The organism is Pseudomonas graminis, assembly GCF_004364335.1.
In the GTDB taxonomy this organism is placed as follows: domain Bacteria; phylum Pseudomonadota; class Gammaproteobacteria; order Pseudomonadales; family Pseudomonadaceae; genus Aquipseudomonas; species Aquipseudomonas graminis_D.
Genome location: NZ_SOCR01000009.1, coordinates 286204 through 304799, shown reverse-complemented (window position 1 = coordinate 304799; position 18596 = coordinate 286204). Strand labels below are relative to the sequence as shown.

16 protein-coding genes are annotated in these 18596 nt (G+C 59.8%); 7 read left to right on the top strand and 9 right to left on the bottom strand.

What is annotated here, in order from left to right:
* Nucleotides 1-48 precede the first annotated feature (48 nt).
* The 9 genes from EC919_RS19000 to flgA form a co-directional block, all read right to left on the bottom strand.
* Entirely contained in the window at nucleotides 49-1017 is a 969-nt protein-coding gene (locus EC919_RS19000) for an SEL1-like repeat protein (RefSeq protein WP_133775937.1), read from the bottom strand.
* 73 nt (nucleotides 1018-1090) lie between these two features.
* Complete coding sequence (locus tag EC919_RS18995) at nucleotides 1091-3058, bottom strand: phospholipase D-like domain-containing protein (RefSeq protein ID WP_133775936.1); 1968 nt, start codon at nucleotides 3056-3058, stop codon at nucleotides 1091-1093.
* Nucleotides 3059-3060: 2 nt separating this feature from the next.
* Nucleotides 3061-5847 (bottom strand): type VI secretion system Vgr family protein, encoded by a 2787-nt coding sequence (locus EC919_RS18990; RefSeq protein WP_133775935.1) that lies wholly within the window; start codon nucleotides 5845-5847, stop codon nucleotides 3061-3063.
* On the bottom strand, nucleotides 5844-6827 hold the full coding sequence (locus EC919_RS18985; RefSeq protein ID WP_133775934.1) for a hypothetical protein: 984 nt from the start codon (nucleotides 6825-6827) through the stop codon (nucleotides 5844-5846). The genes EC919_RS18990 and EC919_RS18985 overlap by 4 nt, the downstream gene beginning before the upstream one ends.
* Before the next feature lie 8 nt (nucleotides 6828-6835).
* Complete coding sequence (locus EC919_RS18980; protein ID WP_133775933.1) at nucleotides 6836-7090, bottom strand: PAAR domain-containing protein; 255 nt, start codon at nucleotides 7088-7090, stop codon at nucleotides 6836-6838.
* 336 nt (nucleotides 7091-7426) lie between these two features.
* Nucleotides 7427-8167, bottom strand: a complete 741-nt coding sequence (locus EC919_RS18975; protein WP_133775932.1) for a flagellar brake protein — start codon at nucleotides 8165-8167, stop codon at nucleotides 7427-7429.
* A gap of 75 nt (nucleotides 8168-8242) precedes the next feature.
* A complete protein-coding gene (locus EC919_RS18970; protein WP_133775931.1) occupies nucleotides 8243-8710 on the bottom strand; it encodes a flagella synthesis protein FlgN in 468 nt (155 codons plus the stop codon).
* 49 nt (nucleotides 8711-8759) lie between these two features.
* Nucleotides 8760-9077 (bottom strand): flagellar biosynthesis anti-sigma factor FlgM, encoded by a 318-nt coding sequence (flgM, locus tag EC919_RS18965; protein ID WP_065987255.1) that lies wholly within the window; start codon nucleotides 9075-9077, stop codon nucleotides 8760-8762.
* Between the two features lie 170 nt (nucleotides 9078-9247).
* On the bottom strand, nucleotides 9248-10009 hold the full coding sequence (flgA, locus tag EC919_RS18960; RefSeq protein ID WP_133775930.1) for a flagellar basal body P-ring formation chaperone FlgA: 762 nt from the start codon (nucleotides 10007-10009) through the stop codon (nucleotides 9248-9250).
* A gap of 73 nt (nucleotides 10010-10082) precedes the next feature.
* Here flgA and EC919_RS18955 point away from each other — a divergent pair, with 73 nt between their 5' ends.
* The 7 genes from EC919_RS18955 (at nucleotide 10083) to EC919_RS18920 (ending at nucleotide 17955) form a co-directional block, all read left to right on the top strand.
* A complete protein-coding gene (locus tag EC919_RS18955) occupies nucleotides 10083-11015 on the top strand; it encodes a chemotaxis protein CheV (RefSeq protein ID WP_133775929.1) in 933 nt (310 codons plus the stop codon).
* A 44-nt stretch (nucleotides 11016-11059) separates the two neighbouring features.
* On the top strand, nucleotides 11060-11887 hold the full coding sequence (gene cheR / locus EC919_RS18950) for a protein-glutamate O-methyltransferase CheR (protein WP_133775928.1): 828 nt from the start codon (nucleotides 11060-11062) through the stop codon (nucleotides 11885-11887).
* A 1115-nt stretch (nucleotides 11888-13002) separates the two neighbouring features.
* A complete protein-coding gene (gene flgB, locus EC919_RS18940) occupies nucleotides 13003-13410 on the top strand; it encodes a flagellar basal body rod protein FlgB (RefSeq protein ID WP_133775927.1) in 408 nt (135 codons plus the stop codon).
* Between the two features lie 3 nt (nucleotides 13411-13413).
* A complete protein-coding gene (gene flgC, locus EC919_RS18935) occupies nucleotides 13414-13857 on the top strand; it encodes a flagellar basal body rod protein FlgC (protein ID WP_133775926.1) in 444 nt (147 codons plus the stop codon).
* 15 nt (nucleotides 13858-13872) lie between these two features.
* The gene (locus EC919_RS18930) at nucleotides 13873-14598 is read left to right on the top strand and encodes a flagellar hook assembly protein FlgD (protein WP_133775925.1); all 726 of its coding nucleotides are present in this window, start codon (nucleotides 13873-13875) and stop codon (nucleotides 14596-14598) included.
* A gap of 28 nt (nucleotides 14599-14626) precedes the next feature.
* Entirely contained in the window at nucleotides 14627-15961 is a 1335-nt protein-coding gene (gene flgE, locus EC919_RS18925; protein ID WP_133775924.1) for a flagellar hook protein FlgE, read from the top strand.
* A gap of 257 nt (nucleotides 15962-16218) precedes the next feature.
* Complete coding sequence (locus tag EC919_RS18920) at nucleotides 16219-17955, top strand: flagellar hook protein FlgE (protein ID WP_133775923.1); 1737 nt, start codon at nucleotides 16219-16221, stop codon at nucleotides 17953-17955.
* Nucleotides 17956-18596: the final 641 nt, after the last annotated feature.

The following is an 18596-nucleotide window of genomic DNA, read 5'->3' as shown; positions in this document are numbered from 1 at the left end:
GTATTTGCTATTTGCTATTTGCTTGAGTACTCATGCATCGAGGGGGCATTACTTCAACCCACTCAACGGCCAGCCTGTGGCTGGATCAAGTCCTTTCTCCTCACACATCCGCGCGATCAATTCTTCGCTGGGTGGCGACGGAGGCACGGCGGCGTCGCGCTTGCGCTTCCATTCGAATGTTTCGTCCCAATCGGGCAGTTTGGCTGGGGGGAGGGGTACGATTTGGTCGATGTCGGGAACTTTGGCGCCGAGGTGTTCGTATTTATTCAAAAAGTTAGTTATAAGGCTATATCGTCGTGATCTTTCGCTATCAATATCGGCTGCTAAGTAATAGGTTTCGTTGCTTGTCTTGCTGTAGTTAAATGCCTCTCTAAGTCTGCGCGCTCCAGCGGGATTTCCGAATTTAGATGCTGATTGATAAGCTTCAAGAGCTTCAATGAATAGACCTTCATTCTTTCTCGATACGCCGTATCTCAGCGCCGCCTCGCGATGTCCCTGTTCCATGGAGCAGCGCATCATCGCAAGTGGGATGGCTCCAGCTTTACCAGTCTTCGCCAATAAATTAGCTACGTAATATTGAGCCTCCGGATTTCCATAGTCAGCCGCGCGTCTGAAATAGTAGCGAGCTGCTTCAGCATCCTGCCTCACACCATATCCGAGTTCAAGATAGTGACCCATATCATAGTAAGCTCCTGGGATGCCCCGGTTAATCAAATCTTCTACCAAGTCAATAGTCTCTTTCGCGGGGCGCGGGGCGTTTGTTAGGCCCTGTGATAGCAGCGCTTGCAAGTTTGTCGCAGCACGATAGTGATCATGCGCGGCGGCGATCCGATAGTAGCGCGCCGTCTGATCGAAATCCTTTGGCCCGGAAAGTTGGGATAGGTGTAATCCATATTGATATAGGCGATGTGCATCTGGGTCCAGTGGGGGCAGACGATCTTTTTCATGAATACATTCAAACTCTAATCGTTTTGACACGACTTCCCAATCTGCTTTTTCTGGAACGAATGATGTCATTGGTTTGTCTCCATAATCACAACCAGCTAGGGATAAAATAAGTGCGAACAATGATCTCCGATAAAAATTGCATTTAGTCAACATTTTTGCGGCTCGGGCTGAGTCGTAAGAATTCCACGAGCGAACAAGCGGGTGTCCGTAGTTTGGCTTGACTCATCGGGTCTCGACGGTCATTGTTTTCAGTCAGCACATCACTCCATTTCTGATATTCCGTTGATATGTCCTCACTCGAGCTGTTGTACCCGGTATGCAACTCCCACAACTGCCTCCTCAACGGCTTCGCCACCGCCGGATCCTCGACACATATATTCAGTTCACTGTCCGAACTCATACTCCGCTCATTAATATTCGCCGAGCCCAACGTGGTAAACACGTCGTCGACAATCATCAATTTGCTATGGATATACACTTCCAGCCAGTTATCGGGCGGGGAGTCCGGGGCAACAAGTGTGCAGATGTGGACTTTTAAACCAGGCACATCAATCGGGGTGATGGGGGCGCTTTTCTCGCTCTTGAGCTGTTTTTTCAGTTCTGCGTACTGTTTGGCCAATTCATCGCGTTCGATTTCCAACCGTTCGATGGGTCCATCGAGCTTGCCCATCGCGTCCACACGGTTGTAGTAGGCGGCCAGTTTGACTTGCGCGGCAATGTACTCCTCGTGCAGCGCATCGAGCTTCGCTTGCCAGTAATCATCGTGTTCGAGACGCGCCACAGAGGGCATGACTTCACTGCGGCCCAACTGTCGGAGCATGCGGAAGGTCCCGAGTGCGCCGTCGGCCATGCCTTCGTCGGAGGAGTTGGTGACGACGAACAGGTGCAGGTAGCCATGTTCGCCGGGATCGCGGCCGCCTTCGGCATGGCGGCGGGCGATGTCGACAACGGCGTCGGCGAACGGCTTCCAGCGGAAGTACTGGTTCTCGATGTAGATGAACTGGGTCGCGTTCTTGACCGCTTGCAGGTACATGGTCCGGATGTCGCGTTTACCTGCCTCGGTCTGGGTGCGCAGCACTTGCGCCATCATCGGCGGCCCAAAGCCTTTGCGCGGTTTCAGGTGGGCGGCGAGGGGCTCGCGGGCGGTCTGCAGGTCAATGCCGGTCGCCCTCAGCCAGGCCTGGGTAAAGTTGGCGTTCAGGTCCTGAAGCACCGGGCCGGTGACGCGGCTGGATATGTCCTGCCTCGGCGTAAAACCGTTGCGCCCGTACACGTCATCAGAACGAGCATGGGCGTGGTCGTCGCGGTCCCAATAGGGGTCAAGCATGTTGTGCCCCATGACGAAGCCGACTGCCCGGTCAGCGTGTTCGTAGTCCACCAGCACCATTTTCTGGTGATGAGTGGGGATCACCGACATCGCTGCTGCCTTGCCGGCGGCCTCAAGTTCTGCCGCGCCTTGCTCCCGGGAGCGGGTCCATATTTGATAGGCAATCTCGGCACGGTCGGCCAGCCCCAGGTCGCGGACCGCAAACTCGATGTTTTCGAAAGGCCGCGCGCCCGCCTTGAACAGTTCTTGTGCCTGCAACGTGATCCATCGGAAGCCCTTGAGTGCGGGAAACATCTGTTCCACCAGCGAACTGGCGCGGGTGTCAGGCGTTGAGGCGCGGCGGTACCATTCCCAGTCATACGCTTGCTGCCACGTGGAGCGCCAGTCGCCGGCGTGCGATACGAAAGAGGCCAGGTTCCGCCCCGGCGTCATGTTCTCCGCGAACATCGCAGTGAGGTGAACGCTGTCGGACCAGCACAGCACCCGCACCTTCACACCGAGGGAGGCTTTATTGACCAGCAATTCGCCGATGCACTGCGCCTGACCACCGCCGCGCTTGAAATGCATCGACGGCTGAAACCCCCAGCAGATGATCTCGACCGAATGTTTTGCCGCCATGATCGCGTCGTGGACGGCGCCAAAGGCGCGCTCGCCATTGACCAGCGGCTCGAACGTCGCAGGCTTGGGCGAATACTCGCTGCACTCGACCATCCAGCGCTGGTTCATGACGGCCGATGAAGTCTGGCGGGTGGCGATGGGGCAGGTGATGCTGGGTGTGTTCATCTTCAGGCTTCCGTGTCCGGGTCGTTGAGGCGGTCGTAGTCTTCGCGGTACTGGCTGGGTGCGGCGCCCGAACCGGGCGTCAGGCTGTGTTGATGGCGGTGGAGGCCGCGGTTGGCGCGGGCGCCGTTGTCCTGGTCGCCGAGATAATCGCCGCTGACCGGGATGTCGTAGCTGGCGCCGTTGGCCAGTTCGACGCGGTAGCGCGAGCGCGATACGCGGTGCTCGACGCTGATTTTCCCGTCGCTCGACATCACGCCCTTCTCAATCTCAACCCCGTCGGCGAACACCGTGTAAGGCATGCCGGTCCACGGCTGATGACTGGCGGCGCTGCTTTGTCCGGCCAGCAGGGTCAGCGTCTGGCCCGCCGTGCTTTGCGGCCACGGCGTCTGTTCGCGGTCCATCTGGCTGGCGCCGCCGATGTTTTTCTTCGCCGCCTTGATGTCGATGGTGCCGGGCGCGTGAATCTGGATATCGCCGCTCTTGAGGCGGATGTAGGCGCCGCCGCAGGTCAGCAGAATTTCTTCCTGTGCAGCGATCTCGATGGTTCGCGCGGTGGACGTGATGCGCACGCTGTCTTTGGCGGTCAGCTCGATGGCGTCGTCCTGGGCCTGAATCTCCACCTTGCCCTTCGCGGCGAACAGCTTCGCCCCGGCGTCGCGGGCAAACAGGCTGATGCTGCGACCCACACTGATCAGCAGCGAGCGTGCACTGGCGAGGTTGATGTCTTCACCGCTGGAAAGGCTGGTGTGGCGGCCGCTGTGCAGCTGGATGTTCTCCGGCGTGACAGCGACGATGTCGGCGGGGGCCGAGGCGACGATCAGCGGTGCGTCATAGCCCTGCGACGTCGCATTGCCCTGGCGGTGGGAATGCGTGGCGGCCTGATGCAGGCGGTTCAGGTTGTCGACCCCTTCCTCCAGCGACAGGGCATTGTGCTGACTGGCTTGGTCGGACAGCGCCGTCATGCGCTGCAAGGCGTCGCTCAACTGCTGGCCAGCTTCGCTGCTGTCCAGATGCCCACTTTGTGCCTTGGTGCGGCGCCAGGTGCTGAGGTACAAGCCCTGCGGTGCGCGAATGGCGCCGGAGGCTTCGGTGCGCAACTCAAAACCGTCACCGCGCCAGGCGCCACGGTCATTGCCCTGTTGATCCACCAAGCAACCGAGGTTCAGTTGGCTGTGGCCGTGACTGCTGTGGATCTGCGTGCGCAACTGCGCAGTAGTGTCGTCCATGACCCACTGGTTGTAACCGAGCCCGTCGATTTCCTGGCTTTTGTAGCCGCTCATCCGGCCCGTGGAATGCCACGCCGGTTTGTCGCCGCCGTAGACCTGGCCGAGGATCAGCGGGCGGTCGATGTCGTTGTCGAGAAAGGTGACCACCACTTCTTCGCCCGCGCGTGGCACATAGACACTGCCCCAACCGGCGCCGCTGCTGTTTTGCAGCATGCGCAGCCAGCAACTGGGCGCTTTTTCCGGCGATCTGAGCCGGTCCCAGTGAAAGCGCACGCACACCCGATTCAGCGCGTCGGTCTGCACAGGCCCGCCGTTGGGCGCCACGACCACGGCGGTCTGCGGCCCGGGGTTAGCAGGCTTTTGGTGTTCGAAGGCGCTGCGGTACGGGACGTCCTGGCGTTGAGCCTCGAACGCGTTGCAATAGAAGCCTTCGCCTTTCTCGGACGGTTTGTCGGCGCCTAGACCTTTGAGCTGCGATTGCAGGCTGCCGGGCCGCTCGCGACAGGTCAGTGCAACGGGCAGGTTGCTTTGCGCGAAGAACTCGACGGCGATCAGCATGAACGCCCGGCGGTCGCGCGGGCCAGCGTCGTACAACGGGTGCCCGCGCAGCTCGAATGTGTGGCCCGGCAGCATATGCCGGACGCCGCCATTGCCGGTGATGCGCCGCGCGGCGGACTCCACCTGCTCGATCTGCACCCGTGTCTGCCAATTGCCGTCTTCATCGCTGTGCCACGCGTATTGGCCTCGGTATTCGTAGCGTTCCAGCGTCTTCGCCGCCCCCGGTGGATTAAGGCCCATGGAGCGGACAGACAGCGGCTGGCGGTGCGCCCGGTAATTGTTGCTGCTCCACAGAACGTGGCCATTGAGCAGCGTGTCGGCCTGACTCCACTCCACGATGCTGTCGTGATCCAGCGCGGCCGTCTGGGTGTGAAAAGGCAGCGCTTGCGGCTCCAGCGCAGGCAGGTCAAGGACGCTGTCGACGAAGACGATCCTGTGCTGGTCAGCCTCATGAACGACGTACCAATAAATGCCCGCGTGCTCGCACCAGCGCTGCACGAAGTGGGCGTCGCTCTCGTTGAACTGGGTGACGTAGGACAGCGCCGGTTGCTCGTGGCGTAAGTCGAATGTGTAACGCCCCTGCGCCTGGGGATGCCCCCGGAATACCTCGGTGAAGATGTCGATCAACGTCATGTCTTGCCAAATGCGACAATCCTGGCGGTATTCCAGCAGGCTGAACCAGGGCGCGAATTCAAGCTGCCAGTCCTGCAAACTGCCGTCGCTGCCGAGGTAGCGCACGCTGCCCACGAAGCCGTGTTTGTAACTGTGGCTGCCGTCGGCCAGCTTGATGGCCAGACGCACCGGCTCGCCGATCAGTGGGTGGGGGTCGATGCGTGTCGACTCGCTGACGACGTCCACGCAGTAACGCGGGATTCGGCCGAGCCGTTCGACGCCGTGGACGCGCACGGCCAGTAACGGCTCGGTCAGTGGCGTCTTGAGTTCGAGCAGGCGTCCTTCCTGGCGGATACCGGCGAAGTTCAAGGGGGAGGGGGTTGCGAAGGTCATGTCGGACTTCCTGTCGGGGCAGTGGGCGCGGCGTGAGGTTCAGCGATGATGCATCCGCCGCTTGAATCGCTGTCGGTGAGGTCCAGCACCCATTGGGCGTGGCCGGGGGAAGCGCGAGCGGCCAGGCAGCCGAGGGCCGTCCGCGTCCATTCGGCAGCAACGGTCCCGACCTGGCCGCACAGCGACAGGTCCTGAACCTGCTGATTGAAGGTCTGCTCGGGGGCGGTGTTCGGGGTATCGGTTCGCGCGTCCCGTTTGAGCGAAACGAGGGATACCACCTCACCCAGGGGCGCCGGATCCGCAGCGTGTGCGTTGGCCGGCAGAGTGGCCCAGCTGTCGATGCTCAGGCACAGATGATTGGGCATGCTCAGGTTGCTGGACAGCAATTCGGCAAGCCACGGCCCCGGTGCCTGGCCGGCGATACGGAAACCGCCGCCGGGCAGCAACGCCTGGGGCCACACACTCACCACGGTCTCGAACCAGACCAGTGGATCGACATGGGACGGCGGGAACAGATGCACTTCAACCTGCGTCCAGTCCGCGACTCGGTCGAACAGCGGGCACTGGGTCAGCGTCGCCCGCAGCAGTTCGATGGCGCGGGTGAGTGGCTCGGTCGATGGCAGGGGGATCGTGTCGATCTCGATCCGCCGCAACAGTCGGCGCGAGCCATCGGCAGCCATTAGCCTGGAATCGTGGCTCAGCGCGTTCGCGTGCCTGGGGATGTCCTGGACAGGTAACCGCTGATCCAGGGAATGCCCGGGCAATCGAAGCCAGACGTCCTCGACGCTGACGCTTTGCGGGCAGAAATTACCTCGGGGCTTGGCCCGGTCCAGCAGGCGCTGGGCGGCTTCTTGTGCCAGTCGCTTCTCGGAAATCCGGTCGTACATGCTGCGCGGTGGCGCCTCGTACTGCCGCGGGAAGGCAGGGGGTGGCAGCGGCGCAGGTTTGCCGAGCAGCCGGTTCAAAAAGGAATGTTTCATGACGACCCCTACAGAATGCAGCAGTCATCGTGGGTCGCCACAAGGGTGTCGCCGCACAGAAGGCGGTCCCCGTCGCGGGCAATGGGCCGGTCATCGACGAGGCAGGTTTCATCCCCTTCGGCGATGGCACAGGGGCCGTGAAAGCAGAGCACGCCGTCACCGTGGCGGGCGACTTCGAGACCGTGCAGGAACGTGGAGGGCGAGCCTTGAATGACTCGACCGCCTTTGAGGGTGGGGTCGTTGAGAACGATGATGGGGCGCATGACGTAACTTCCCTGAGATGTGGCCGCGGCGAGCGTCCATGCTCTGCTGCGTTTGAGCGGCGAAATTAACACAGGGTCAGGGGCTTGAAAGTGGCACAGATTATTTCAAGACGCATCCCACACTGGTGCGGTAAAGAGTCCTACACGCGGGCGTGATGAGGTGCACATTTTGATCGAGCAGGCGTGATTTGGAGGGGGGTAGAGCGGGGCGGGAGGCGTTGTGGGAGCGGATCAAGAAGCGCTATTTGATGTGCCCACTATCGGGGAGGCAATAGCAGCGGATGTCGGCAACCGGCCAGCACGCGCCGAAGCGCGCCAGCCGGTCACCACCAACGATCAGAAATCGTCGTCTTTGTCGAAGCGTCGCGCTTCGCGCTGCAGCTGATACACGAAACGCTCGACCTGACGCTGCACCAATCCACTCATGTTGTGGAAGCGCACACCGGCGAACGTGGTGTTGATCCTTTCTTCGAAGTGCAGATAACGCAGTTCCACCGGCGTGGTCATGTTGCCGAAGGGCAGGGAGGCGATGAATCGCTCATAGACCTGACCCAGCTGCATGCGCTCGGAGATATCGCCCTCAAAGCGCAGCTTGCAGCCAGTGGCGGAGACATCCAGCAGTTTGCCGCGCAACGGGAATTTGAGCCGGTCGCCGCCGATCTCGACATCAATCAGGGATGCCAGCTTCAGCGCCGCGCGAAACGCGTTGCGGCGCTGGTGATAGACGACTTCCTGGGGGAGAGGGCCGCGATAGCTGCGCGGCGCTTCGATCACCGTCATTTGGGCTTTGCTTTCCCACGCGATGCGCACGCCGTCGTGAAAGCCTTCGACCCGGTAAGGTTCACCGCTGGCCAGAAAACGCTCACCGTCACGGGGGATCATCTCGTCGAGAATCATCTCGTTGGTGTCGCGGTTGACGTCGATCACGTAGCTCTGAAACCGCTGGCTGCGTTCGTGAAAGGTGATGATCAACGGGTCATGACTTTCCATCAGCAGCCGCAGATTGGCGGCGATTTCCAACGGGGTGGTCAGTACCTTCGGGGGCTGCGGAACATCTTCCGCGCTTGAGGCATTCACGGTTTATCCATCTCCAGGCAAATAACGGCAGCGTGCGGCATATTGCCATCACGTTGCGCACCTTGATACAAGAACTCACGCCTGGCTGAGCGGACGAGGCCTGGCCTTGCCGGACGTCGAACCGCGGCTGTCATACAGCGTCGGGGTGTCGCCGCCGTTGAGAATTCTCAACTGCTGTGCCGTGGTGAGTTGCTGGAGCTGGATAAGGCTGCCGTTCTGTTCATTGGCCGCCTGGCATTCACCCATCAGTGCGCTGAGTTCATCGCCTGCGGTCAACAAGGCTTCACCCACTGACGAATGTTTCGCCACTTCTTCGAGTCCCGCGCGATTGGCGGGCAGACCCAGGCTGGTCATCAGCTGGGTACGTCGGCGTCCATGCTGCTCAAGCACAATCACCAGCGCCTGTTTCTGCGCCAGGATGTGTTCCATCTCGACCATATTGCGCCCGTGAAGCGCCACTGACTCGGCCTTCAGGATGTCCAGCAGATGCCGGGTCGGCGCAATGTCGTCCGTGATCAGTTGAAGCAATGTAGTGTCTTGCATCGCATGCCCTGGTGTTTAAGCGTCCAGAAGCCCCTGCGCAGACCGGGGGCTAGCGCTGGGCTTCGAAGTTAAGCAGTTTGCTGGCAACACGATTGCTGTCGACCTTATAGCTGCCGTCGGCGACCGCCTGCTTCAACTCAGCCACACGGGCGCTGTTGACGACAGGCTGATCACGCAACGAGTCACTGATCTTCTGCAACTGTTGAGCTTCGCTGCTCAAATGTACTGCCTCACCACTACCGGGCACGCTCGAGGTGCCGCTGACCGCTGCCGTAGCTTCGGTTTTGCTGGCTTCCTTGGTGCTGGCCGTACGTGTTGTACCGCCAACGGGAGTGGAGCTGTTCAAACGATTGAAGTCGATGACCATGATTGAAAAACCTCTGGGTTCTAGGACGCTTGCCTTGGTTTCGGCCAGACCCGGAATAACTTTAGGGTCCGTGCGAAAACAGTCTCGAATGGACTTCGCACGGAGCACAGGGGTTCCGAGTGTAGGAAAAGCGCAAGCGCAGCGCCAGAGGTCTTACCTTCACATGTCAGTTACATAGCGACCTCAACTTGCCCGGGCGCAACGATATTGGCCTTGATCACCCGTTGAGAGTTGAGGTTCTTCACCCGTATTTGCTCGTTGAAACCGCCGTCCGACAGGGCTTCGCCCGGCATCCGCACGCTCATCGAACCGCTGCGTGCGCTGATCACCACTTGATCGCCCTTGTGAACCATTTGCGGTTGTTCGAGGTGGACGGGCGTCAGGATCTGGTCGATGACCGTTGGTCGGACGACTTTCTGCCCAACTGCCTGATCCAGCGAATCCAGGAAGCCTTGCCCCAGCAGGCTCACGTCACGTTCGCGCAGCGCCACATCGTTTTCAGTCACGATCGCGTCGCGCTTCATAGGTCGCACGCCCGTGACTACATTGCGGTAAAGATGGACCTGGGCCGGCACAAACACCGTCCACGGGGACGTGCCTTCGCAGCGTATCTTCACGGTGACGCGGCCGATGGGCTGCCCGGGGCTTTCCAGTGACGCTGTCAAATCCTTGTCGCACAGCGGCATGCGCATGCGCGGATCCAGCTGCTTGACCTCGATCTCGTAACGGCCGGCGGTTTGGTTGGTCGCCATGTAGTCTTCAACTGTGAATTCAAGAAAGCCCTGGGTCACGCCGATAAGTGTTTCAGGCAGGGTCATGTTGTCCGCGCGGCTCAGGCTGGCGGCACACAACAGACACAGCGCGACCAGCACGCAGAGAAAGCTGCGGGTTGCGGGTGCCGGGCGTCGGGATACTGTCATTTGTGTGTTCATGATGTGTAAATAGCAAGGGCCGTGCCGCTTACCGATCCGGTAGCGCAATTGGTCGTTTTGGGAGGAGTGGTGCATGGCTGGTGTGATGGATTCAGTAAACCAGCGCACTCAACTGGTAGGGCAGAACCGCCTTGAACTGTTGCTGTTCCGGTTGGACGGCAAGCAGTTGTATGGGATCAACGTGTTCAAGGTAAAAGAGGTGCTTCAGTGCCCGAAACTTACCCACATGCCCAAATCCAGTCCGATTGTGCGCGGTGTGGCAAGTATTCGTGGCGGGACCATCCCGATCCTCGATCTGGCGTTGGCGACCGGTGGCAAGCCGCTGGCTGACATTACCAATTCATTCGTGATCATCACGGAATACAACACCAAGATTCAGGGCTTTCTGGTGCATGCGGTCGAACGCATCGTCAACATGAACTGGGAAGACATTCATCCGCCACCCAAGGGCACGGGTCGCGACCACTACCTCACGGCAGTGACGCGTCTGGACAACCAGTTGGTGGAAATCATCGACGTCGAGAAGATCCTCGCCGAGGTGGCGCCGGTTTCCGAGAACATCTCGGTCGGCGTGGTCACGGCTGAGGTGCAGCACAAGGCGCTGTCGTTGCGCGTGCTGACGGTCGATGATTCCTCGGTGGCGCGCAAACAGGTGACGCGTTGCCTGCAAACCGTCGGCGTGGAAGTCACGGCGTTGAATGACGGTCGTCAGGCTCTCGATTTCCTGCGCAAACTGGTGGACGAAGGCAAAAAGCCGGAAGAAGAATTCCTGATGATGATTTCCGACATTGAAATGCCGGAGATGGATGGCTATACCCTCACTGCGGAGATTCGCAGCGACCCGCGGATGCAGAAGTTGCACATTGTGTTGCACACCTCGTTGTCCGGCGTGTTCAACCAGGCGATGGTCAAGAAGGTCGGCGCTGATGATTTCCTGGCCAAGTTCCGGCCGGACGATCTGGCGGCGAGGGTAGTAGATCGTATCAAGGCGGCAGATATCAGCTGAGGAGGGGTGTTCCTCCTTGCTGTTCACATGATTTGAGAGGCGGCATGTCTACAGGTAATTTGGATTTTGATCAGTTCCGGGTATTCCTGGAAAAAGCCTGTGGCATTTTGCTGGGTGAAAATAAGCAGTACCTGGTGTCCAGCCGCCTCAACAAGTTGATGGAGCAGCAGTCCATCAAGTCGTTGGGCGAGCTGATCCAGCGTATCCAGACTCAGCCGCGCAGTGGTTTGCGCGAGCAGGTGGTCGATGCGATGACGACCAACGAAACGTTGTGGTTTCGCGATACATACCCCTTCGAGGTGATGAAGAACAAGGTCTTGCCCGAGGCGATCAAGGCCAGCCCCAACCAGCGTTTGCGTATCTGGTCGGCGGCGTGTTCGTCGGGTCAGGAACCGTATTCGCTGTCGATGACGATCGATGAGTTCGAGCGCAGTAACCCGGGGCAGTTGAAGTCCGGTGCGCAGATTGTGGCGACGGATTTGTCGGGTTTGATGTTGAACAATTGCAAGACGGGTGAGTACGACAGTCTGGCCATCGGCCGGGGTCTGTCGCCGGATCGTCTGCAGCGTTTCTTCGATCAGAAGACGCCGGGGCGCTGGACGGTGAAGGCGCCGATCAAGAGCCGTGTGGAGTTTCGTTCGTTCAATCTGTTGGACAGTTATGCGGCATTGGGCAAGTTCGATATCGTGTTCTGTCGCAACGTGCTGATTTATTTTTCGGCGGATGTGAAGAAGGATATTTTGTTGCGCATTCATTCGACGTTGAAGCCAGGGGGGTATTTGTTCCTTGGGGCGTCGGAGGCGTTGAACGGGCTGCCGGATCATTATCAGATGGTGCAGTGCAGTCCCGGGATTATTTATCAGGCCAAGTGATTGGCTGCGCTTTTGATTTGATGAGAACCCCGCTTAGGCGGGGTTTTTTGTTTTGTGTTGGCGCTGGTAGGGCATCTGCCTAACGGCAGATATTTCGCCTTCGGCGAGTTACTTGATAAAGCCCCAAGTAACCAAGGGCTTTGTGCTTCTGGTTGGGCCCTTCCTTCGTCAGGGTTCCTTCACTCCGGTCTCGCTCCGTGGGTCCGCGCCGAACGGACATCCATGTCCTGACGGCGCTCTCGCCGCATCCATGCGGCTCGGCCCACTCCGCGAGACCTACGTTCAGCCTGCACCCATGTCGCGTTTTGTGTCGTTTGAACTTTCTGCGTAGGAAGATCAAAAGCGCGTTTAAACCAGATCAACAGCTTCCCGGCTAAAGCCAGTCCTACAGGTATTCGCGCACGGTCCCAATGGAGGTACGCGATATTTTCTGATCGTTCCCACGCTCTGCGTGGTAATGCATCCCTTGACGCTCTGCGTCATCTAACGCAGGGCTCGTAATCCGCGGCGACAGCAGGACGCAGAGCGTCCGGGGCGGCATTCCCACGCGGAGCGAGGGAACGATCATCACAGGTATTCGCGCACGGTCGGTAGGACCGGCTTTAGCCGGGAAGCTGTTGATCTTGATCTTCATACACAGCTAGCCCAGACGACACCTATCGCGACTTGGGTGCAGGCTGAACGTAGACGACGCGGAGTGGGCCGAGCGGCATGGATGCCGCGAGAGCGCCGTCAGGACATGGATGTCCGTTCGGCGCGGGCCCACGGAGCGTCGTCGGAGTGAGGGAACCCCGAGGTACGAGGGGCCTAACCAGGAGCAAGCACCCTTGGTTACTTGGGGTGCTTTTCCAAGTAACTCGCCGAAGGCGAAATATCTGCCGTTAGGCAGATGCTGTTAACCGGTCATCAGGTCCGAGCACGGACCCACGTAACGGCAAAAAAACGGCACCGCTCTTGCCGCTTTCCTCCCATCGAGCGGAAATCCCTTGCCGCTTTTCTGTCATCCCTCCCCACCAACACCCCTGCAGCCCCCGTAAATCCGTGCTTTCAGAAAGTGGCACACACCTTGCTATAACTCCTGCACGTACATCTGGTCAGCCCTCAAAGGTCCCGACATGAGCATCAGTTTTGAAAACGCCCTCGGCATCCACGAAAAAGCACTCAACTTCCGCGCCCAGCGTGCCGAAGTGCTGGCCAACAACATCACCAACGCCGACACCCCTAACTACAAAGCCCGTGACCTGGACTTCTCCAAAGTCCTGGCCGCTGAAAGCGACAAAAGCAAAAACGGCCACTTCGCCCTCGACATGACCAACAACCGTCACATCGAAGCCGAAGGCATGGGCGATGGCGAAGCCAGTCTGCTCTACCGCACCCCGTCGCAGCCGTCGCTTGACCAGAACACCGTCGACTCCCAGGTCGAAAACGCCAACTACGCCGAAAACGCCATCGGTTTTCAGGCCAGCTTCACCTTGCTCAACAGCAAATTCAAAGGGCTGGTTGCAGCCCTGCGCGGAGAGTAATCCATGTCCCTGTCCAGTGTTTTCAATATTGCCGGTAGCGGCATGAGTGCCCAGAACACTCGCCTCAACACCGTGGCCAGCAACATCGCCAACGCCGAAACCGTGTCCTCCAGCATGGACAAGACCTACCGCGCCCGCCATCCGGTGTTCGCCACGGTCTTCCAGGGTCAGGAGTCCGGCGGCAGCGCCTCGCTGTTCGAAGATCAGGGCCAGGCCGGCACCGGCGTACAGGTTTCCGGCATCGTCGAAGACGCCTCAAACCTCGAAGCACGTTACGAGCCAAATCACCCGTCAGCCGACAAGAACGGCTACGTGTATTACCCGAACGTCAACGTCGTAAACGAGATGGCCGACATGATCTCGGCCAGCCGTTCGTTCCAGACCAATGCGGAAATCATGAACACCGCGAAAACAATGATGCAGAAGGTCCTGACCCTCGGTCAGTGATAAAGGGCGAAATCCATGACGGTCTCAAGCACAGACGCTACCTCGACGTTCCTCAAAGGCCTGCAAAGCACGACCTCCGGAACCACAGGCACCAGCACCAAATCCAGCACCAGCACCAGCAGCCTCACCGGCTCAAGTTCCCTGGGCAAGGATTCGTTCCTGCAGTTGCTGGTCACGCAAATGCAGAATCAGAACCCGCTCGATCCTCAGGACAACAGCGAGTTCGTGGCCCAGCTGGCTCAGTTCAGCAGCCTGGAAACCATGCAGAACCTGAGCACCTCGGTCGACTCGATCAGCACCATGTATCAGTCGTCCCAGGCATTGCAGGCTTCCTCGCTGGTCGGCCGCTCGGTCACCGTGGACGCCGGTTCGACCTACGTCGACACCAGCAAGGCCATGGCCGGTTCGGTGGTGCTGCCATCGTCCAGCACCGACACCACGGTGAAGATCTACGACAGCACCGGCACCAACGTCGTGCGCACCATCGACCTGGGTACTCAGGCGGCGGGCACCACATCCTTTAGCTGGGATGGCAAGGACGACAGCGGCACAGCGCTGGCAGCGGGCAATTACAGCTTCGTCGCCAACGGCAGCCTTAACGGCACCGCCACGACGTTGAGCACCTACCTGCCGGCGACCGTGAACAGCGTGACCATGGGCACAACGGGCTCTGACATGACGTTGAACCTCGCCGGCGGCACCCAGGTGGCACTGGCAAAAATCAAGCAAATCGGAATTTAGAGCCGACTAGACGGCGCAGGAGTTAATCATGTCTTTCAATGTTGGTCTTAGTGGGCTCTACGCCGCAAACAAAAGTCTCGACGTTACCGGCAACAACATTGCCAACGTCGCGACCACCGGTTTCAAATCTTCCCGTGCGGAGTTTGCTGACCAGTACGCCCAATCGATTCGCGGCACGTCCGGCAGCACCAACACCGGCAGTGGCGTCACCACCGCCGCCGTTTCTCAGCAGTTCACACAGGGCACGCTGAACACCGGCACCGGTCGCAGCCTGGATCTGGCGATCAACGGCAACGGCTTCTTCATGATGAGCAACAACGGCGAGAAGCTCTACACCCGTGCCGGCGCGTTTCACACCGACTCCGCCGGCTACATCGTCAACGAAGCGGGCAACAATCTGCAGGGCTACAGCGTTGACGGTCAGGGCAATGTCGCCACGGGCGTGCTGAGCAACCTGCGTGTCGATTCGTCGAACCTGGCGCCGAAAAGCACCAGTTTGATCACCGTCGCTTCCAACCTGAACTCTTCGTCCACCGTGCCGACGGTTTCGACCTTCTCGCCGTCGGACACCAGCAGCTACACCACGACCTACAGCACGCCGCTGTACGACAGTCAGGGTAATGAGCACACCCTCGATCAGTATTTTTCGAAGACGGGCACCAATACCTGGACGATGTACAGCCTGGTCGACGGCCGCAGCATCAGCGATCCAAACTCCACTACTGCTGACGCGACCGCCGTGACCTTCGATTCGTCGGGTGGCTTGATCACCAGCGGCACCGGCGCCCCTGATACCACCAATTCGCCAAACGTGAGCGTGGGTACTGACGGCGTCTTCTCGATCAACAACTGGGTACCGGCGGCCAAGACGACCGTTGGCAGCACCACTACCTGGGCGAGCAACGGCGCGGCCGCGAATGCGGGCGGCATCAAGCTCAATATGCTGGCGACCACCCAGACCAACGCGGTGTCGGGTGCAATCACCAAGACCCAGGACGGTTACGCCACCGGCCAGATCACAGCGATGAACATCGACGCCACCGGTAACATGTTCGCGACCTACACCAACGGTCAGTCCAAAGTGATCGGTCAGGTGTCGCTGACCAACTTCGCCAACGTTCAGGGCCTGTCCCCGGCGGGCGGCACCAACTGGCGTGAATCGGCTTCGTCGGGTATCCCGGTCACGGGCGCTCCACAGTCGGGTACGCTGGGTTACCTGACCGGGCAGGCGCTGGAAGAATCCAACGTCGACCTGACCGGTGAGCTGGTGAACCTGATCAAGGCGCAAAGCAACTACCAGGCGAACGCCAAGACCATTTCGACACAAAGCACCATCATGCAGACCATCATTCAGATGACCTGATCACGGTCGCTGGATACGCTTGATCAAGCCCCTCTCGGAGGGGCTTTTTTTTTGCCTTTTTTTCGGGATGAAATATCGAGAGCCGTCCCACTCTACAACTGGAAACTTCCTACTTTCGTCTTTGCGAGAATCAAGTTCGCTGACAAATAAATGCCATTGAGCAGTGCCGTCCACGCGGTCCGTTCGATTGCATTCCTTTGCCCGCGATCTCGATGCATCGACGAGCGTGTCGTTGAACAACGACTCAGGGAGTGTTCATGTCATTCAACACAGCGGTTTCAGGTTTGCACGCGGCGCACAAGCGCATGGAAGTGGCCGGCAACAACATCGCCAACGTCCACACCTCAGGTTTCAAATCCTCTCGCGCTGAGTTCTCGGCGGTCTATTCCTCTTCCATGCTCGGCGGCAGCCGGACGGCTTCCGGCGACGGGGTGCAGGTGGCCAACGTTTCGCAGAATTTTGCGCCCGGCGGGGTCATCACCAGCGAGGGGAGGGCGCTCGACATGCGCATTCAGGGCAACGGTTTTTTTGTCACGAGTGACGCCGGTTCCATCAGTTACGGTCGGTCAGGGGCCTTCATCAAGGATGCGCAGAATTTTGTCGTGGACTCCCGCGGCAGCCGCTTGCAAGGCTATGGGGTGACAGACGACGGAAAGGTAATCAGCGGCGTGCGCACGGATCTGAAGATTGACGCGGCCGACATGTCGCCCAAGGCCACCGGCAAGATGGAGCAGACCCTCAACCTGAATGCGGGGTCGGCGTCACTCGGGGCTATTCCGAGGTTCGACCCCGGCGACCCGACCACCTACAGCCGGGTGACGGGGAGGGTGATTCAGGACGCCGGCGCTCCGCCGCAGGATCACGAGCTCAAGCAGTACTTCGTCAAGACCGAAGACAACAACTGGACGTCGTACATTCTCATCGACGGTGTCAATCCGCTGGACCCGACCAGCACCGCGCCGCTGGAGGTCGGTTTGCAAGTGTCTGCGGCCGGCAAGCTTTCACTCACCGGCTCGACGGCAGCGGTGAAGATGATCTCCGACACCGAGTTGTCCCTGCAGACATGGCGCCCGGCGGTCAAGGTCAACGGCAGCTGGACGGCAAGCCCGGCGCCCGCCCCGGGACCGATCTCACTGCCGCTGCTGGACGGCGGCCTTCCCGTGCTCGACCCGGCCGATCCGCTCATGCCGCGGCCGGTGCCGACGTTCAATCCGTCGGACATCACCACCTTCAACAAGGCGTCCACCTTTGGGGTGTTCGACAGCCTCGGCATGCGCCACGAGATGACCCAGTACTTTGTCAAAGACGGCAGCAACAGCTGGAAGATGCATACGCTGATCGACGGGCGCAACCCGCAGGACCCGACCAGCACGGCGCCGTCGACGGCGAGCATGCTGTTTGACTCCAGCGGCTCGTTGCAATCGCTGATCGGCAGTCAATGGCTGACCGCCGCCAACAACACCCTGACCCTCAGCGGCTGGGTGCCGGCCAAACCGCTGGACGGCAACAAGCCGGGCGGGCGCTGGGGCGCGAATGGCGCCGTGGGAAATGCCGACGGCATTGTCATGGATTTCAACAAGATCAGTCAGCACAACGCCGCCACCGGCAGCAGCAACATCGTCATCGACGGGCACGCGGCCGGGCAGGCCACCCAGTTGACCATCGACAAGAGCGGCATGCTGATGATCGGCTTCAGCAATGGCGAGCATCGCAACGTCGGCCAGGTCATGCTCGCCAGTTTCGCCAACAATCAGGGGCTGCAGCCGGTGAGCGACACCCGCTGGGTCGAAACCCTGGCCTCAGGCGTCGCCAATTACGACTCGCCGGGTGTCGGCACCTTGGGCAGCGTCATCGGGCACTCGCTGGAGGGCTCCAACGTCACGCTGACCAATGAGCTGGTCGAGCTGATCCAGGCGCAAACGGCGTATCAGGCGAACTCGAAAACCCTGTCGACGGAGGCAGAATTGATGCAGACGTTGATACGCGCGACTTGATCCGGGATTTAGCGTGAATGCGAATGTGGGACCGGCTTTAGCCGGGAAGGCGGCGTGTCAGGCGATTGATTCATCACGGACACACCGCCTTCGCGGGCAAGCGCGCTCCTACACCTGGATCTCGGCATGGCAGGTATTTTTTGGCGTACCCAGAATCCGTAGGAGCCGGCTTGCTGGCGAATGCGGCGTGTCAGGCGATTGATACGTGACAGGCACACCGCCTTCGCGGGCAAGCGCGCTCCTACAGTGGACCTCGGCATGGCAGGTATTTTTTGGCGTACCCAGAATCCGTAGGAGCCGGCTTGCTGGCGAAGGCGGCGTGTCAGGCGATTGATACGTGACAGGCAAACCGCTTTCGCGAGCAAGCGCGCTCCTACAGTGGACCTCGGCATGGCAGGTATTTTTTGGCGTACCCAGCATCCGTAGGAGCCGGCTTGCTGGCGAATGCGGCGTGTCAGGCGATTGATACGTGACAGGCACACCGCCTTCGCGGGCAAGCGCTCCTACAGTGGATCTCGGCATGGCAGGTATTTTTTGGCGTACCCAGAATCCGTAGGAGCCGGCTTGCTGGCGAATGCGGCGTGTCAGGCGATTGATACGTGACAGGCACACCGCCTTCGCGGGCAAGCGCGCTCCTACAG

Bases quoted from the DNA above. Each gene is read 5' to 3' on its own strand.
- EC919_RS19000 (WP_133775937.1), bottom strand. From the start codon at position 1,017: ATGACATCATTCGTTCCAGAAAAAGCAGATTGGGAAGTCGTGTCAAAA.
- EC919_RS18995 (WP_133775936.1), bottom strand. From the start codon at position 3,058: ATGAACACACCCAGCATCACCTGCCCCATCGCCACCCGCCAGACTTCA.
- EC919_RS18990 (WP_133775935.1), bottom strand. From the start codon at position 5,847: ATGACCTTCGCAACCCCCTCCCCCTTGAACTTCGCCGGTATCCGCCAG.
- EC919_RS18985 (WP_133775934.1), bottom strand. From the start codon at position 6,827: ATGAAACATTCCTTTTTGAACCGGCTGCTCGGCAAACCTGCGCCGCTG.
- EC919_RS18980 (WP_133775933.1), bottom strand. From the start codon at position 7,090: ATGCGCCCCATCATCGTTCTCAACGACCCCACCCTCAAAGGCGGTCGA.
- EC919_RS18970 (WP_133775931.1), bottom strand. From the start codon at position 8,710: ATGCAAGACACTACATTGCTTCAACTGATCACGGACGACATTGCGCCG.
- flgM (WP_065987255.1), bottom strand. From the start codon at position 9,077: ATGGTCATCGACTTCAATCGTTTGAACAGCTCCACTCCCGTTGGCGGT.
- flgA (WP_133775930.1), bottom strand. From the start codon at position 10,009: ATGAACACACAAATGACAGTATCCCGACGCCCGGCACCCGCAACCCGC.
- EC919_RS18955 (WP_133775929.1), top strand. From the start codon at position 10,083: ATGGCTGGTGTGATGGATTCAGTAAACCAGCGCACTCAACTGGTAGGG.
- cheR (WP_133775928.1), top strand. From the start codon at position 11,060: ATGTCTACAGGTAATTTGGATTTTGATCAGTTCCGGGTATTCCTGGAA.
- flgB (WP_133775927.1), top strand. From the start codon at position 13,003: ATGAGCATCAGTTTTGAAAACGCCCTCGGCATCCACGAAAAAGCACTC.
- flgC (WP_133775926.1), top strand. From the start codon at position 13,414: ATGTCCCTGTCCAGTGTTTTCAATATTGCCGGTAGCGGCATGAGTGCC.
- EC919_RS18930 (WP_133775925.1), top strand. From the start codon at position 13,873: ATGACGGTCTCAAGCACAGACGCTACCTCGACGTTCCTCAAAGGCCTG.
- flgE (WP_133775924.1), top strand. From the start codon at position 14,627: ATGTCTTTCAATGTTGGTCTTAGTGGGCTCTACGCCGCAAACAAAAGT.
- EC919_RS18920 (WP_133775923.1), top strand. From the start codon at position 16,219: ATGTCATTCAACACAGCGGTTTCAGGTTTGCACGCGGCGCACAAGCGC.